Here is a 14,111-nt window from a genome sequence, read left to right as displayed (position 1 = left end):
ACGTTATCGCCGTCCGCGTTCCGCAGCCATCCTGTCACGCAGTGCGGCAAGCCGGGCAACCAACGGTGTCACGTCGCGGCGTTGCGCCGGTGTCAGCGTTTTGGCACCGAAGGCAGCCGTCAAAACGGCGGGCGCGACCTCAAAGCTGGCCTCGTCCGGGTCGGGCATATCGATGACAATGGGCTTGGGCGCTTCGGGCTCTGCCGGGGCGGCTTCGGTTGGCTCAGGCTCTGCGCTGTCCAGCATTGCCGGTTCGATGTCGGCAGGCCCTTCCGGGGCGTCCTGAGCCGGTTGGAGGTCCATCTCCATCGGCGCAGGGGCTTCGTCCGCAACCTGCATCGGGGTCTCAGCAACGTCCGGGATCGGTGCCAGCTTTGCCTCGGCAGGCTCAGCAGGCCCAGCAGGCGCAGCTTCGGGCGCGTCTGACGGCGTGGCAAGCTCTACGGGGTCGGGGAGCGGGGCCGCAGGTGCGCCAAGCGGTGTATTCAGCGCCTCTGGCGGTTTCTCCGGGACCACCTCGTCGTCCAGATCGGGGGCGAGGGTGGGGATTTCGGCCAAGGTCTCTTCCGGCAACGGCTCCTCTGCGGGACTGTCCTGCAACGCGGCAGGGGCCGGGGCGGCCTCTTCCCGCGGGGCAGGGGTAGGAGCAGGGGCGAAATCTGCGGGTGCAGACATATCGCCTTGCGCCGGTGCGGGTTCTGGCGTCGTCGGATCTGCCGAACGCATGAAGGAGGGGACCGGGGTCTGCGTATCGGCGGGCGTTTCCACCGCTGGCGCGTCGGGCGCCGGTTCGTCCGCGACAGGTGCCACAGGGTCCGGGGCCGCAACAGGGTCCGCAGGCTCGGCAGAGGCTTCGAACACCCCGTCAATCGCACCGTCAGACAGCGCGGCGCTTTCCGCATCCAGCGCTTGCGACAGGCGCGACACATGGGCCATGCCTTCTTCGCGCAGGATCTTCTGAGCGCCTTTGATCGTCAGCCCGTCTTCGTGCAGCAGCTTCTTGATCCCGCCCAGAAGCAGCATATCGGCGGGCCGGTAATAGCGTCGCCCCCCGGCGCGTTTCACCGGTTTGACCTGACTGAACTTGGATTCCCAAAACCGCAAGACATGCGGCTGAACCCCGAGCCACTCCGCAACCTCGGAAATGGTGCGAAAAGCGTCTGGGGATTTGCTCTCTGTCATGGGTTAGCGTTTGTTGCCAGCGGCAACCCGGTCTTTCATCAGATGCGAGGGCCGGAAGGTCAGAACGCGGCGCGGGTTGATCGGAACCTCTTCGCCGGTCTTGGGATTGCGGCCCATACGCGCGCTTTTTTCACGGACAGAGAACGTCCCGAACGAGGAAATCTTGACCTGCTCGCCGCGCACCAGCGCTTCGGACATGTGCTCAAGCACGCTTTCGACAAGCTGGGCGCTTTCGTTCCGTGACAGACCGACTTCACGGAACACCGCTTCGCTCAATTCCATACGAGTCACTGTCTTCCCGGACATCCTATCCCCCTGTCTTTTCGGCACTTTAGTGTCGGCAGGAAAGTTGAGTCAATGCCGGGTACCGGCGTTTTGCAAGCATTACGGGAATTTACCAGCGTAAAACCACCGCACCCCATGCAAGCCCGCCGCCAATCGCTTCGGTGACGATCAGATCGCCGGGTTTGATTTGCCCCTGTTCGAATCCTACCGACAGGGCAAGCGGGATCGACGCGGCAGAAGTGTTCCCGTGGTCCTGGACGGTCACGATGACCTTGTCCATGCTCACGCCCATCTTCTTGGCGGTGCCCTGAATGATGCGGATATTGGCCTGATGCGGCACGATCCAATCGATGTCGTCCGAGGTCACGCCTGCTTTCGACATCGCAGACTCTGCCGAGGCGGCGAGTTTTTCGATCGCGTGCCGGAACACCGCGTTGCCTTGCATACGCAGGTGTCCGGTCGTGCCGGTAGAGACCCCGCCATCGACATACAGCAAGTCCTTGTAGCGTCCGTCGGAATTGAGATCGGTGGACAGGATGCCCTGATCGGCCTTGGTGCCGTCGCCTTCGCTGGCTTCCAGCACAAGCGCACCCGCGCCATCGCCGAACAGCACGCAGGTGGACCGATCTTTCCAATCCATGATGCGGCTGAAGGTTTCCGCGCCGATGATCAGCGCGCGCTTGGCCTGTCCGGACACGATCAGCGCATTGGCATTGGCCAGCGCATAGACGAAGCCCGCACAAACCGCCTGAACGTCGAAGGCAAAGCCGCGCGTCATCTTAAGCCCCGCCTGCACCATGGAGGCGGCAGAAGGGAAGGTCAGGTCCGGGGTCGATGTGGCGACGATGATCGCGTCGATATCGCTTGCGTCCAGCCCGGCCATATCCAGCGCACGCTTGGCGGCATTTACGGCCATCTCGGACGTTGTTTCGTTCTCCGAGGCGAAATGCCGCCGTTCGATCCCCGAGCGGGAGCGAATCCATTCATCCGTGGTCTCAAGCGTCGCTTCGAATTCGGAATTTTCGACCACCCGTGCGGGCAGGTAATGCCCCACGCCACGCACAACTGCACGGATTGTCATTTGCCTGCCTCCCGCTGGTCCGGTCCGCCCGCTTCCGGGTCCGGTGTGGCTGGCGCGGTCGCCGCAGCCAGCCTGGATGCCAACTTATCGGTAAACCCGCTATGTGCAAGCTGGAAGGCAAGCTTCACGGCGGCGGAGACACCCGTCGCATCCGCCGAGCCATGGGATTTCACCACGGTGCCGTTCAAACCAAGGAAGACGCCGCCATTGACCGTTCGCGGGTCGATACGCTTTTGCAGCCGCCGCAACGAGGTCAGCGCCAGAAGCGCCGCGATGCGCGACATCGGGGAGTAGCGGAAGGCTTCTTTCAGCAGATCGCCGATCAGGCTGGCGGTGCCTTCACCTGTCTTGATGGCGACATTGCCGGTGAAGCCGTCGGTGACGATCACGTCGCAGATATCGCCCGGAATATCGCCGCCCTCGACGAAGCCGACAAAGTCGAACTCTGCCGGGCCGGCCTGCGCGCTGATCAGCTCATAGGCTTCTTTCAACTCGCTCCGGCCCTTGTGTTCCTCGGTACCCACATTCAGCAGCCCGACACGCGGGCGTGGCAGGTTCATGCCATTGCGCGCATAGGACGTGCCCATCAAGGCGTATTGCAGCAAGTCCTGTTCATCGGCGCGGATATCGGCGCCCACATCCAGCATGACGTTGAAGCCCTGCGGATTGCGGCTGGGCCAGAGAATCGCGATGGCGGGGCGGTTGACGCCCGGCAGCTTGCGCAGGCGGATCATCGACAGCGCCATCAGCGCGCCGGTATTGCCGCAACTGACGGCCACCGTGGCCTCGCCATTGCGCACCGCGTCCAGCGCCGACCACATGGAGGTGCCCTTGCCGTGGCGCACCACGTGGCTGGGCTTGTCCTCCATCGTCACGACGCCTTGCGCATCGCGAATCTCGCAGCGCTCGCGCAGGTGCTTGCGGCGATTGACCAGCGGCTCCAGCTCTTCGCGGGGGCCATGCAGGATGAACCGAATCTCGGGATTCTTGCTTGCGGATTTATTGCAGCCCGCAATGACGGCGGCCGGGCCCTGATCACCCCCCATGGCATCAACAGACAGAATAACCGCCTGCTTCGCTTGATGGTTGTGATCGGACCCGGCCGTCATGGAATGCCTTTAGTGCGAAGCGGTTCGCCCTTAGGCTGCGTCGTCTTCCAGATCAATTTCTTCGGTCAACGGAACGATTTCTTTATCGTCGTAGTGACCGCAGGCGCCGCAGATGTGGTGCGGGCGCTTGAGTTCCCCACAGTTGGGGCATTCGTTCGGGTTCGCAGGTGTCAGCGAGTCATGCGCGCGGCGGTTGTTGCGGCGCGATTTGGACACCTTATTCTGTTGCACAGCCATGGCTTTGGCCCTTCTGATGAGGCCACCTGCGCGGATCCTTCCGCTTGGGGGCCATTGCTTTCGTTACAGTTCGACATTCAGACTGGCGGGCGATAACGCAACCCGGCGCTGGATGTCCAACCTAAAATGCGTGAGCGGCGCAAAATAGTCAGCTTTGCGCATTTCGCAAGAGCCTTTTTCAGCTTTCCGGCGTTCCCAACTTGTCCTTCAACGCAGCCAGGGACGCGAATGGCCGGGCGTCTTCGTCAGTCATAGCTTTTTTGCCCGGTTCGGTCACCTGAATCGTGACATCTTCGGCCCCATCTGCGCGCGGATAAAGCGGCAGTGCAAGGCTTAGTGCCTCTGTCAGGATCGCCAGAAGATCGATTTCGGTGCCAAGCGGCTCGACCGAGTCGTCTTCGGGCATTTCGACTTCTTCTTCGCCCGGATCGTCATATTGCTTGGTAAAAAGCCGCCGCAGATCGGAATCGATGCGCGTTGTCACCGGCTCCAACGTGGCGACGCAGGGCTGTACCACGGTCGCGCCGATCTGGGCGTCCAGTTGCCAATCGGATTTGCCGACCGGGCGCAATGTGCCTGCAAGGCGCGGTTTGCGCAGGTCCAGAAGGTCCAGCGCGTCGCGCATGGCTTCGGTCTCCGGCGCGGTGAGGCGCAGGTCAAACGCATGCTCGCGCGCTGCGGACAGGTCTGCAACGCGAAGCTGTCGTGGAGTGGTTTTCGGGTTCGTCATTCGCTTCGCTTCCGGCCAGTGCCGCGCGGCCCTATATGAAGGTGGAACTTGAACAGCCGCGCTTGGGTTGATAATCGACATAGAAGCCGCGCACCCGACACGCAAGGGTGCGCACGATCCGGGGGACGAAGGTGCATATGGGAAACGCGATCGGCAAGCTGCGGCTGGTAGGGCCGTTGGTCTTGGTTCTGGCGCTCGGGGCATGTTCCGCCAGCTTCCGCAGCCATGGCTACGTGCCGCCTTCGGATCAGCTGGAGGAAATCGTTGTCGGCGTCGATACGCGCGACAGTGTGGCTGAAACCATTGGCTCGCCCACGTCGTCCAGCCTCGTGAACGATACCGGTTATTACTATGTCCGCCAGCGTGTCCGGTCTTTTGCCTTTACGGCACCGACGGTGGTTGATCGCGAAGTTCTTGCCATTACCTTCGATCAGCAGGGTGTCGTGTCGAATATCGAACGGTTCGGTCTGGAAGACGGGCGTGTCGTCACGCTCGAACGCCGGGTCACCGAATCCAGCGTCGTCGACCGGACCTTCCTGCGTCAGTTGCTTGGCAGCCTGGGTCGCATCCGGCCGTCTGGCTTCTGATCGGCCCGCGTCACGTGCCTGTCACATCAGGCCCGTAAGCGGTGCGACAAGGCGTTATGAGGCGGCGCGAACGTGATCGCGCAAGGCCGCAGACGGGACCGAGGACGGGGCGAGAGAGGCACATGATTTCGCTGAGTAAAGGTAAGTTCGCGGCGCGTCTGGCAGACAGCCCATCCGACATTCAGGCGGCACAGGCGCTGCGGGCGCGGGCCTTCGGGCTGGATGTTGCCCATGACGCCGATTCTTTCGATGACCTGTGCGAACATATCCTTGTCGAAGAGACCGCGACCGGGCGGCTGGTCTGCTGCTTTCGCATGATGCCGCTGACCGGCGCGACGATCTCGCACAGCTATTCGGCGCAGTATTACGAGCTGTCCGCTCTGGAAGCCTATGATGGCAAGATGGTGGAGATGGGCCGGTTCTGCGTCGATCCCGACGTCTCGGACCCGAATATCCTGCGCGTGGCCTGGGGGGCGATGACGCGCTTCGTGGATGCGCAGGGAATCGATCTGCTGTTCGGCTGTTCTTCGTTCCATGGGACCGAGACCGACGCCTATCTTGATGCGTTTGCCATGCTGAAGGCCCGGTATCTGGCGCCCAAGCGGTGGTTGCCACGGGTGAAAGCGCCGCATGTGTTCCGCTTTGCCGCCCGGCTGCGGCGCAAGCCCGATGCGCGCAAGGCGATGCTGCGGATGCCGCCGCTGCTCAAGACCTATCTGATGATGGGGGGCTGGGTCAGCGATCATGCGGTGGTGGATCGGCAGATGAATACGCTGCATGTTTTTACCGGGGTCGAAATCGGGGCGATTCCACCCGCCCGCAAGCGACTTCTGCGCGCTGTCGCTGGCTGAGGCGTTGACGGGCTGACGCGCTGGGGGTAGCTCCGGCGCATGGCGCGTATTCCTCTTTTACAACTCAATGACATCTCGCTGACCTTCGGGGGCGATCCGGTGTTCGATGGTCTTTCGCTTGTGGTGCAACCGGGGGACCGGGTGGCGCTTGTGGGCCGCAACGGGTCGGGCAAATCGACCCTGATGAAGGTGATGGCGGGGCAGGTGGAACCCGACCGGGGCGAAGTCGTCGCGGGGCCGGGGGTCGATGTCGGCTATATGCAGCAGGAACCGGACCTTTCGGGCTTTGCCACCTTGGGCGAATTCGCTGCGAGCGAATTGGGCCCGGCCGACATGTACAAGGTCGAACGCGCGGGCGAGGGGCTGAAATTCGACCCTGACCGCCCGGTGGAAACCGCCAGCGGCGGTGAACGGCGGCGCGCGGCGCTGGCCAAGTTGCTGGCCGAAGCGCCGGGGCTGATGCTGCTGGACGAGCCGACCAACCACCTTGATATCGAAGCGATTGCCTGGCTGGAGGCAGAGTTGAAGACGACGCAGGCCGGGTTCGTGCTGATCTCGCACGACCGGGCGTTTTTGCGCGAACTCACGCGTGCGACGCTCTGGATCGACCGGGGGCAGGTGCGCCGTCAGGAAAAGGGTTTTGCCGCGTTCGAGGATTGGCGGGATGAAGTTTGGGCACAGGAAGACGACGCGCGCCACAAGCTGGACCGCAAGATCAAGGCCGAAGCCCGTTGGGCGGTGGAAGGAATTTCGGCGCGGCGCAAACGCAATCAGGGCCGGGTGCGCGCGCTGCAATCGTTGCGGGCGGAACGGGCCTCGCAGATCGCGCGGCAGGGCGCGGCCACAATGGCGCTGGAGGCGGGCCAGAAATCGGGCCGCAAGGTGATCGAAGCCAAGGGAATCTCAAAGGCGTTCGGGGATAAGGTGATCCTCAAACCCTTCGATATGACCATCATGCGCGGCGACCGGGTCGCGCTGGTCGGGCCGAACGGTGTGGGTAAGACGACCCTGATCCGAATGCTGATCGGGGATGAAACGCCCGATAGCGGTACCATCACGCTTGGCACCAATCTGGATGTGGCGTGGTTCGATCAGGCGCGCGCGCAGCTCAACCCTGAAGACAGCTTGTGGGAAAGCCTGACGGGCAGCCCCGAAATGCGGGTGCGCGGCGCGGCGGATCAGGTGATGGTGCGCGGCACGCCAAAGCATGTGGTAGGGTATCTCAAGGAATTCCTGTTCGACGAACGGCAGGCCCGTGCGCCGGTCAAGTCCTTGTCAGGCGGGGAAAAAGCCCGGCTTCTGCTGGCCCGGATCATGGCGCGCGAAAGCAATCTTCTGGTGCTGGACGAACCCACCAACGATCTGGATGTGGAAACGCTCGACCTGCTGCAAGACCTGCTGGAAAGCTATGATGGCACGGTGCTTCTGGTCAGCCACGACCGCGATTTCCTTGACCGTGTCGCCGCCACGACCGTCGCGATGGAGGGAGATGGCCGCGCCGTGATCTATGCGGGCGGCTGGAGCGATTATCGCAAACAGCGGCAAGAGGACAGCGCGCCGGACAAGGCCGCGCAAAAGGCCAAAGCCGCCGCGCCCAAGGACAAAACCGCGAAACCGGCGGCGCAGGGGCTCAGCTTTACTGAAAAGCACCGGCTGGAGGCATTGCCCGCAGAAATGGACCGGCTGACCGCCGAAATCGGCAAGTTGGAAGAGCTTCTGTCCGATGCGGATCTGTTCACCCGCGAGCCGGTCAAGTTCCGCAAGGCGACAGAGGCCCTGACGGAGCGGCAGGAAAAACTTGCCGCCTCCGAGGAAGAGTGGCTGATGCTGGCGGAAAAGGCCGAGGCGTAACGCCTCAGCGCATCCGCAGCGCGCCGTCCAGACGGATCACTTCACCGTTGAGATACCCCATCTCGACCATGAACCCGGCAAGCCGGGCATATTCGCGCGGATCGCCAAGGCGGGCGGGGCAGGGCACATCGGCGGCAAGGCTTTGCTGTACCTCTTCGGGCAGACCCGCAAGCATCGGCGTCATGAAGATACCGGGCGCGATCGTGTTGACCCGAATCCCAAGCGAGGCCAGATCGCGGGCCATTGGCAGGGCCATCCCGACCACGCCGCCCTTGGACGCGGAATAGGCCGCCTGACCTTTTTGCCCGTCGAATGCGGCGATAGAGGCCGTGTTCACGATGATGCCACGCGCGCCATCAGGCTCTGGGTCGTTCTTGGCCATCTGTTCGGCGGCCAGCCGCGCCACGTTGAAGGTGCCGATCAGGTTCACGTCGATGGTCTTGCGGAAGGCATCCAGCGGGTGCGGTCCATCCTTTCCCACGGTCTTGATGCCAAAGGCGATCCCGGCGCAGTTCACGCAAGCGGTGATGCGCCCCATCGTTTGCAATGCGATGTTGATGGCGTTCTGGACCGACTTTTCATCCGTGACATCGGTTTTGACGAAACGCCCGCCGATCTCGTCAGCGACGATGTGGCCCCGCTCTTCGTCGCGGTCCAGCAACGTGACCTGCGCGCCGTTTTCGGCGAAATACCGTGCCGTGGCTTCCCCCAGCCCCGATGCGCCGCCGGTCACGACGGCAGAAGTGGTCTTGAGTTCCATGTTGCCTCCCAAATTCTCAACCAGATCAGGTAAGCAGGTCCTCAGCGGGGGGCAAGAGGGCAGGCGGCGCGTCAGTCCTTGCCGCGATAGGGTTCCACATATTGCAGCGCCATATCCCACGGGAAGAAAATCCACGTGTCCTGGCTGACACCGGTGATGAAATCATCGACCTGCGGTTCGCCCTGAGGCTTGGCGTAAACGGTGGCGAAATGCGCCTTGGGGTAAAGTTTGCGCACCAGTTCCAGCGTTTTCCCCGAATCGACAAGGTCATCGACGACAAGGATTCCGGTGCCGTCACCGATCATCTCGGCATCCGGCGATTTGAGAACCTTTGCCTCGGATTGCTGATCCTGCTTGCCGCCGCCCGACTGGTAGGACTTCACACTGATCGTATCGACGGTGCGAATGTCGAGTTCCCGCGCGACGATCATCGCCGGGGCCATACCCCCGCGGGTGATCGCAACCACCGCTTTCCAGGCGCCATTGTCGGGGCCCTTGCCATCCAGACGCCATGCCAGCGCCCGGCTGTCGCGATGGATCTGATCCCAGCTGACGTGAAAACCCTTTTCGTGCGGAAGACGGTCAGACATCGGCTTTACCCTTTGCTCATATCCGGTGCGTCGACGGCTTTCATACCGACAACGTGATAGCCCGCATCCACATGCAGGTTCTCACCCGTGGTGCCGGAGCCAAGATCGCTCAGCAGGAAAAGCGCAGCCTTTCCAACGTCTTCGATGGTGACATTGCGGCGCATGGGCGAGTTGTATTCGTTCCACTTCATGATGTAGCGGAAATCGCCGATCCCCGATGCGGCTAGCGTCTTGATCGGCCCGGCAGAGATCGCGTTGACGCGAATGCCGTCCTTACCCAGATCCTCGGCCAGATATTGCACCGACGCTTCCAGCGCCGCCTTGGCCACGCCCATCACATTGTAATGCGGCATGACCTTTTCGGCCCCGTAATAGGTCAGCGTCAGGGCCGAGCCGCCCTCTTTCATCATCTTTTCAGCACGTTGCATGATGGCGGTGAAGGAATAGACGGAAATATCCATCGACATGGCGAAGTTGCCGCGCGAGGTATCGACATAGCGACCGCGCAGCTCGTTCTTGTCGGAAAACCCGATGGCATGAACGATGAAGTCCAGCCCGCCCCAACGCTCTTTCAGCGCGGCGAACAAATCATCGATGGAGGCCTCGTCGCCAACATCGCAGGGCAGCACGATATCCGATCCCAATTGGCCGGCCAGAGGATCGACGCGCTTTTTCAGCGCTTCGCCCTGATAAGAGAACGCAAGTTCCGCCCCGTGTTCCGCCAATGTCTTGGCAATGCCCCACGCAATAGACTTGTCGTTCGCAAGCCCCATGATCAACCCGCGCTTGCCGGCCATCAACGACTCTGCCATGGCTACTTGTCCCCGCTGCCTGAACGTAATTGTTGGACTGCTTTAGGGGATTGGAACAACCGCATCAAGTCCGCGCGCAGTGCCATTGAAGCGGGCGCGCCACGACACTAGTGTTCAGCCGAGCAGCGCAGGGAGCCGATGAGATGAGCGACAGAACCGGAATCTTTGAGGGGGACGATCCTTTTGCACTGGCCCGCACCTGGCTGGCAGAGGCCGAAAAGTCCGAGCCCAACGATCCCAACGCCATTGCCCTGTCGACCGTAGACGCGGATGGGCTGCCCAATGCGCGGATGGTTCTGCTCAAGGATATCGAGGACGGGGCCTTCGTGTTCTACACCAATTACGGCAGCCAGAAAGCGCAGGAGATCGACAGCGCCGGGAAGGCCGCTTTCGTGATGCACTGGAAAACGTTGCGCCGTCAGATCCGTGTGCGGGGGCTGGTGACGCGCGAAGATGGCCCGCAAGCGGATGCCTATTTTGCGTCGCGCAGCCTGAAAAGTCGGCTTGGGGCGTGGGCCTCGCAGCAGAGCCAACCCCTTGCCAGCCGGGCCGCCCTTGTCGCGGAAGTGGCCAAAGTCACCGCGCAGCAGGGGCCTAATCCGAAACGTCCGCCTTTTTGGGGCGGATTTCGGATAACTCCGGTCGAAATCGAATTCTGGGCCGATGGGGCCTTTCGTCTGCATGATCGCTTTCGCTGGACAAGAAATGATCCGACACAACCATGGCGGGTAATTCGTCTAAATCCATGAGTTTATTAAAATATTTCGTGTGACGTGAAATTTGAGCCTTGTTTCCACTCGGAATTCACTTGAAAAGCGTTAACGATCACGTGAATGGTTACTTTGGGGATCGCGTGGGTGGCTGAACAAGCATGAGAAAGAGTTTTGGCAGATATAGAACAATCGGAGACAGCTAGAGTTTTCGGTCACGTTAAATGGTTTGATCCGGTCAAAGGGTTCGGTTTCGTTGTAGCCGAGTCTGGAGGCCCGGATATCTTATTGCATGTCAACGTGTTGCGAAACTTTGGCCAGAGTTCTGTGGCGGATGGGTCAGGTATTGAAATAGCGACCCAGAGCACGGGACGTGGCGTTCAAGCGACAGAGATTTTCAGAATTGATCCTCCCGTAAAGTCGGACACAGCGCCGCTTGCGGATATTGCACAGTTGGATGAGGACACCGTGCGGTCGGCCCCGTTGGAGCCGGCACGGGTCAAATGGTTCGACAAAGCCAAGGGATTCGGCTTTGCGAATGTCTTTGGCAAGGCAGAAGACGTGTTTTTGCATGTCGAGGTCTTGCGGCGGTCGGGCTTGAGCGATCTTCAACCGGGCGAAGCACTGGCGTTGCGGGTGATCGATGGAAAGCGGGGCCGGATGGCCGCGGAAGTCGTCGCTTGGGAAGCCGGTGTGCCGGAAGACGATTGAAGGCACGGATCGGTCTGGTTGCGGCGGCGTTGATCGTGGCCGCGACACATGCCTGGGCGGCGTGCCGCGAGGATGTCGTATGGCTGCGCGGCGATTGGGGGGAAACCTCTTTCCGGGTAGAACTGGCAACCACGGTGGCGCAACGGTCGCGCGGGCTGATGTTCCGCGACAGCATGGCAGACGACGTGGGGATGCTGTTTCTCTATCAGCGGCCTCAGGCGCTCAGCTTCTGGATGCGCAACACCTATATCCCACTCGACCTGATCTTCCTGCGCCCCGACGGGGTGGTGGCCCATGTCCATCACCGCGCGCGCCCCTTGGATGAAACGCCTATTTCGGGCGGGCGCGGGCTGGTTGCGGTGCTGGAAATCAATGGCGGCCTGGCGCAGCAAATCGGGATCGCGCCGGGGACGCAGATGCGCCATCCGTTCTTTGGTGGGGATGCGGCGTGGCCGTGTTGAATTAAAGCAAGGTTTGGTCTTTTCAAACCGGAACAGAGCGCGTAAGAGCGGGCACGGTCCGGGGCGTGGCGCAGTCTGGTAGCGCACCTGTTTTGGGTACAGGGGGTCGTGAGTTCGAATCTCGCCGCCCCGACCATTTTCCAAAAACCCAGCTTTCTTCAATCAGTACAGCGGCTTATCGTTTTCCAGATGGCGGGCGATCAGCCTTTTCTGTTGTCTGCGAGGCGGAATCAGATGCTGCGACGACGCCGCGAGTTGCGGGGCGTCCAACGCGGCGATCTCTCTGCGGGACCGCTCAGGCAGGGCGCGCCAGGTTTCGCCGCCAAGCAGCAAACTCTCAGTCGGGACACCCTCGGCGTAAACGACCTCATGGGTGTCAAAGAGAAGATGATGATATTCGACCGTGCGCACGGAACAATCTTCGTAGATGCCGGGCAGGCGGGTCAGCATATGCGCGGGAACAAGGGCGCTGCGCCTTTTGAACATGCGCTGCGCTACTTTCGAGGTGATCTCGATCCGGTGCTGGCGCGATACCAGAAGATCGGCGCAGGGCAGTCCGGCCCCCAAGGCCCCGGCCTTGATGCGGATCGGAAAGAGCCTCGCATCGCCGCCGCCCGTGATCGCCGTATCGGTTGTGAAAGATCCGATCCAGCGGATCGGTTTGTCGCCACTGCCGCAGGTCGTGACCAGATCGCCCTGTTGCAAGTCCTCGACCGGGATCAAGCCTGACGGGGTCAGCAGTTTGGTGCCGCGCGCAAAGCAGGGCACGCCGCCTGCGCTCAACACCTCGTCGTAAAGCGCGACATTGCTGATCGTTCCGTCGAAAAACCCTTTCAGATTGTCCGCGGCGCCGTCACTGCTGGCGGTCTGGTTCGCCCCGAAAACCAACGGCTCGGTATTCCCTTCAAGGGTCAACGGCTGGGTATGCGTAATGATGGCGACCCCGTCGACGATGAGTTGACCGCCCGACGGCCCCCAGGAATAGGCGATCGTCACGGGTTCCCCCAGTGTCGCAGCCCCCCCTGCAAACTGATATGTGGTCGTGTCCGTCTGGTGTCGTACTGCAATCGTGCCGTCGCTTTGAATGAAGATCGTCAGATGGCCGCCTGTATCGAAGCCATTGGAATCCATGGAAAATATCGTTTGTGCCGGCGTCGTGCCATGGGGGATATCCGACACGGACGCGCTGTTTTGCGTCACGGTCATGACGATGGTCCCCTCGCTCAACGCGAAGGCGCTGTCATAGGGCACTTCAATATAGTCATCGACGCCGTCGAAATTTGCCGCGCCGGACCCATCTGGGCTTGCGCCGCTCAGATAGGTGCCGTCTTGCGCGGTGCCATCGGACAGTTCTTCATCGCTCACCGCCTCGGTGGCGGTGGTTTCGTTGAAGTCCCAATACGCAATACGTGGCATAGCGCCTTCCATTGAAATTGGTCAGGCACGCGGCATCCGCACCGTTCAACCGGTCGCAGAGGTCCTATCGGATAGGTTTTGTTTTTTACTTAACGCGCATTTTCCGCATCGCCGGGCGTTTACGGTCTGTCGTCCAGTTGTCCGCCCGAGTTGGTCAGGATCATGTCAATCTGCCGATCCAGCGTGCGGCGCGGCATATAGATGCGCTGACGCTTGCCCGTCTTGGCAAGTACCTCGGCGTAGTAGCTCATCTCGACCCGGTAACCGTCCCCGTCGCGGCGCGTTCTCTTTTCCACGATCAAGCGCGGCTCTTCGAGCTGGGCGTCGAAAGTCACCAGAAGAAAGGCCGCGCCTTCGGGCGTGGGCAGCAGCGCGCATTGGGCGGTGTCGCCGTCGATGCGGCGGAAAATATCACCCGGACCGTTGCATCCTTCCTTGAAGGCTTCGTCCAGCGCCATGGGATTCGTTGCAAAGAATGCCGTGCGCCGGGGCACATCTTGTAGATCGACCTGCCGGATCGCCACATTTTGTGGTGCACACGCAGTGGTCAAAAGCCCGATCAGGCCGAAAAGGACGGGGTGAAATCTGCTCATGTGGCAATGACAGCACGAAACCGAGTGAGCCTCAATCAAAAGCGCCGGGCGGGCGGGCAGTTGTGGATAAGTTGAAGCAGAAGGTGACGTCCAAGGGCTAAGAACCACCCGGAAAACGGAAAATTCCGGTCCGGTCTTGGGGGTA

17 protein-coding genes and 1 tRNA gene are annotated in these 14,111 nt (G+C 61.5%); 7 read left to right on the top strand and 11 right to left on the bottom strand.

The genetic code is table 11. From position 1 onward, the window contains the following. Window positions 1–3: 3 nt before the first annotated feature. The 6 genes from E4Z66_RS04230 to E4Z66_RS04205 form a co-directional block, all read right to left on the bottom strand. Window positions 4–1,182, bottom strand: coding sequence for a MerR family transcriptional regulator (locus E4Z66_RS04230; RefSeq protein WP_136461674.1), 1,179 nt, complete (start codon window positions 1,180–1,182; stop codon window positions 4–6). Between the two features lie 3 nt (window positions 1,183–1,185). Further along, window positions 1,186–1,488: an integration host factor subunit alpha gene (gene ihfA / locus E4Z66_RS04225; protein ID WP_136461672.1), complete on the bottom strand. Its 303-nt coding sequence runs from the start codon at window positions 1,486–1,488 to the stop codon at window positions 1,186–1,188. 88 nt (window positions 1,489–1,576) lie between these two features. Further along, on the bottom strand, window positions 1,577–2,548 hold the full coding sequence (locus E4Z66_RS04220; RefSeq protein ID WP_136461671.1) for a beta-ketoacyl-ACP synthase III: 972 nt from the start codon (window positions 2,546–2,548) through the stop codon (window positions 1,577–1,579). Beyond that, entirely contained in the window at window positions 2,545–3,657 is a 1,113-nt protein-coding gene (gene plsX, locus E4Z66_RS04215) for a phosphate acyltransferase PlsX (RefSeq protein WP_136461670.1), read from the bottom strand. The genes E4Z66_RS04220 and plsX overlap by 4 nt, the downstream gene beginning before the upstream one ends. A gap of 30 nt (window positions 3,658–3,687) precedes the next feature. Next, on the bottom strand, window positions 3,688–3,894 hold the full coding sequence (rpmF, locus tag E4Z66_RS04210) for a 50S ribosomal protein L32 (protein WP_136461669.1): 207 nt from the start codon (window positions 3,892–3,894) through the stop codon (window positions 3,688–3,690). 178 nt (window positions 3,895–4,072) lie between these two features. Then, window positions 4,073–4,624, bottom strand: a complete 552-nt coding sequence (locus E4Z66_RS04205; protein ID WP_136461668.1) for a YceD family protein — start codon at window positions 4,622–4,624, stop codon at window positions 4,073–4,075. A gap of 137 nt (window positions 4,625–4,761) precedes the next feature. Here E4Z66_RS04205 and E4Z66_RS04200 point away from each other — a divergent pair, with 137 nt between their 5' ends. From E4Z66_RS04200 to E4Z66_RS04190, 3 genes are all read left to right on the top strand, one after another. Beyond that, on the top strand, window positions 4,762–5,211 hold the full coding sequence (locus E4Z66_RS04200; protein ID WP_136461667.1) for an outer membrane protein assembly factor BamE: 450 nt from the start codon (window positions 4,762–4,764) through the stop codon (window positions 5,209–5,211). 122 nt (window positions 5,212–5,333) lie between these two features. Further along, entirely contained in the window at window positions 5,334–6,062 is a 729-nt protein-coding gene (locus E4Z66_RS04195; protein ID WP_136461666.1) for a GNAT family N-acyltransferase, read from the top strand. A 39-nt stretch (window positions 6,063–6,101) separates the two neighbouring features. Further along, on the top strand, window positions 6,102–7,913 hold the full coding sequence (locus tag E4Z66_RS04190) for an ABC-F family ATP-binding cassette domain-containing protein (RefSeq protein WP_136461665.1): 1,812 nt from the start codon (window positions 6,102–6,104) through the stop codon (window positions 7,911–7,913). A 4-nt stretch (window positions 7,914–7,917) separates the two neighbouring features. Here E4Z66_RS04190 and E4Z66_RS04185 read toward each other — a convergent pair whose 3' ends face one another. The 3 genes from E4Z66_RS04185 to fabI all read right to left on the bottom strand — a co-directional run bounded on the left by E4Z66_RS04185 (window position 7,918) and on the right by fabI (window position 10,075). After that, window positions 7,918–8,673, bottom strand: a complete 756-nt coding sequence (locus tag E4Z66_RS04185) for a 3-hydroxyacyl-CoA dehydrogenase (RefSeq protein WP_136461663.1) — start codon at window positions 8,671–8,673, stop codon at window positions 7,918–7,920. 71 nt (window positions 8,674–8,744) lie between these two features. After that, window positions 8,745–9,263 carry a xanthine phosphoribosyltransferase gene (gene gpt, locus E4Z66_RS04180; RefSeq protein WP_136461662.1) on the bottom strand — a complete coding sequence of 173 codons (519 nt, stop codon included), beginning with the start codon at window positions 9,261–9,263 and terminating at the stop codon, window positions 8,745–8,747. 5 nt (window positions 9,264–9,268) lie between these two features. Further along, complete coding sequence (fabI, locus tag E4Z66_RS04175) at window positions 9,269–10,075, bottom strand: enoyl-ACP reductase FabI (protein WP_136461661.1); 807 nt, start codon at window positions 10,073–10,075, stop codon at window positions 9,269–9,271. 143 nt (window positions 10,076–10,218) lie between these two features. Here fabI and pdxH point away from each other — a divergent pair, with 143 nt between their 5' ends. The 4 genes from pdxH to E4Z66_RS04155 all read left to right on the top strand — a co-directional run bounded on the left by pdxH (window position 10,219) and on the right by E4Z66_RS04155 (window position 12,093). Then, on the top strand, window positions 10,219–10,824 hold the full coding sequence (gene pdxH, locus E4Z66_RS04170; protein WP_136461660.1) for a pyridoxamine 5'-phosphate oxidase: 606 nt from the start codon (window positions 10,219–10,221) through the stop codon (window positions 10,822–10,824). A gap of 144 nt (window positions 10,825–10,968) precedes the next feature. Beyond that, window positions 10,969–11,496: a cold-shock protein gene (locus E4Z66_RS04165; RefSeq protein WP_425456109.1), complete on the top strand. Its 528-nt coding sequence runs from the start codon at window positions 10,969–10,971 to the stop codon at window positions 11,494–11,496. Beyond that, window positions 11,493–11,957, top strand: coding sequence for a DUF192 domain-containing protein (locus tag E4Z66_RS04160; protein ID WP_246035874.1), 465 nt, complete (start codon window positions 11,493–11,495; stop codon window positions 11,955–11,957). Before E4Z66_RS04165 ends, E4Z66_RS04160 begins: the two co-directional genes overlap by 4 nt. A gap of 59 nt (window positions 11,958–12,016) precedes the next feature. Further along, window positions 12,017–12,093, top strand: a tRNA-Pro gene (locus tag E4Z66_RS04155). A 26-nt stretch (window positions 12,094–12,119) separates the two neighbouring features. On the opposite strand, the gene E4Z66_RS04150 is transcribed toward E4Z66_RS04155, so the two are convergent. Together E4Z66_RS04150 and E4Z66_RS04145 are read right to left on the bottom strand one after the other, a co-directional pair. After that, on the bottom strand, window positions 12,120–13,373 hold the full coding sequence (locus E4Z66_RS04150; protein ID WP_168797717.1) for a Hint domain-containing protein: 1,254 nt from the start codon (window positions 13,371–13,373) through the stop codon (window positions 12,120–12,122). 119 nt (window positions 13,374–13,492) lie between these two features. Next, complete coding sequence (locus E4Z66_RS04145; protein WP_136461657.1) at window positions 13,493–13,966, bottom strand: hypothetical protein; 474 nt, start codon at window positions 13,964–13,966, stop codon at window positions 13,493–13,495. Window positions 13,967–14,111 lie beyond the last annotated feature (145 nt).

The sequence above is a fragment of the Aliishimia ponticola genome (assembly GCF_004803475.1).
Lineage (GTDB): Bacteria > Pseudomonadota > Alphaproteobacteria > Rhodobacterales > Rhodobacteraceae > Aliishimia > Aliishimia ponticola.
This window is presented reverse-complemented; position numbering and strand designations above follow the sequence as displayed.

Excerpts from the sequence above, each read along its gene's own strand:
- ihfA (WP_136461672.1), bottom strand. The coding sequence starts at position 1,488 with ATGTCCGGGAAGACAGTGACTCGTATGGAATTGAGCGAAGCGGTGTTC.
- rpmF (WP_136461669.1), bottom strand. The coding sequence starts at position 3,894 with ATGGCTGTGCAACAGAATAAGGTGTCCAAATCGCGCCGCAACAACCGC.
- fabI (WP_136461661.1), bottom strand. The coding sequence starts at position 10,075 with ATGGCAGAGTCGTTGATGGCCGGCAAGCGCGGGTTGATCATGGGGCTT.
- plsX (WP_136461670.1), bottom strand. The coding sequence starts at position 3,657 with ATGACGGCCGGGTCCGATCACAACCATCAAGCGAAGCAGGCGGTTATT.
- E4Z66_RS04190 (WP_136461665.1), top strand. The coding sequence starts at position 6,102 with ATGGCGCGTATTCCTCTTTTACAACTCAATGACATCTCGCTGACCTTC.
- pdxH (WP_136461660.1), top strand. The coding sequence starts at position 10,219 with ATGAGCGACAGAACCGGAATCTTTGAGGGGGACGATCCTTTTGCACTG.
- E4Z66_RS04195 (WP_136461666.1), top strand. The coding sequence starts at position 5,334 with ATGATTTCGCTGAGTAAAGGTAAGTTCGCGGCGCGTCTGGCAGACAGC.
- E4Z66_RS04220 (WP_136461671.1), bottom strand. The coding sequence starts at position 2,548 with ATGACAATCCGTGCAGTTGTGCGTGGCGTGGGGCATTACCTGCCCGCA.
- E4Z66_RS04185 (WP_136461663.1), bottom strand. The coding sequence starts at position 8,673 with ATGGAACTCAAGACCACTTCTGCCGTCGTGACCGGCGGCGCATCGGGG.
- E4Z66_RS04145 (WP_136461657.1), bottom strand. The coding sequence starts at position 13,966 with ATGAGCAGATTTCACCCCGTCCTTTTCGGCCTGATCGGGCTTTTGACC.
- E4Z66_RS04150 (WP_168797717.1), bottom strand. The coding sequence starts at position 13,373 with ATGCCACGTATTGCGTATTGGGACTTCAACGAAACCACCGCCACCGAG.
- E4Z66_RS04200 (WP_136461667.1), top strand. The coding sequence starts at position 4,762 with ATGGGAAACGCGATCGGCAAGCTGCGGCTGGTAGGGCCGTTGGTCTTG.
- gpt (WP_136461662.1), bottom strand. The coding sequence starts at position 9,263 with ATGTCTGACCGTCTTCCGCACGAAAAGGGTTTTCACGTCAGCTGGGAT.
- E4Z66_RS04205 (WP_136461668.1), bottom strand. The coding sequence starts at position 4,624 with ATGACGAACCCGAAAACCACTCCACGACAGCTTCGCGTTGCAGACCTG.
- E4Z66_RS04230 (WP_136461674.1), bottom strand. The coding sequence starts at position 1,182 with ATGACAGAGAGCAAATCCCCAGACGCTTTTCGCACCATTTCCGAGGTT.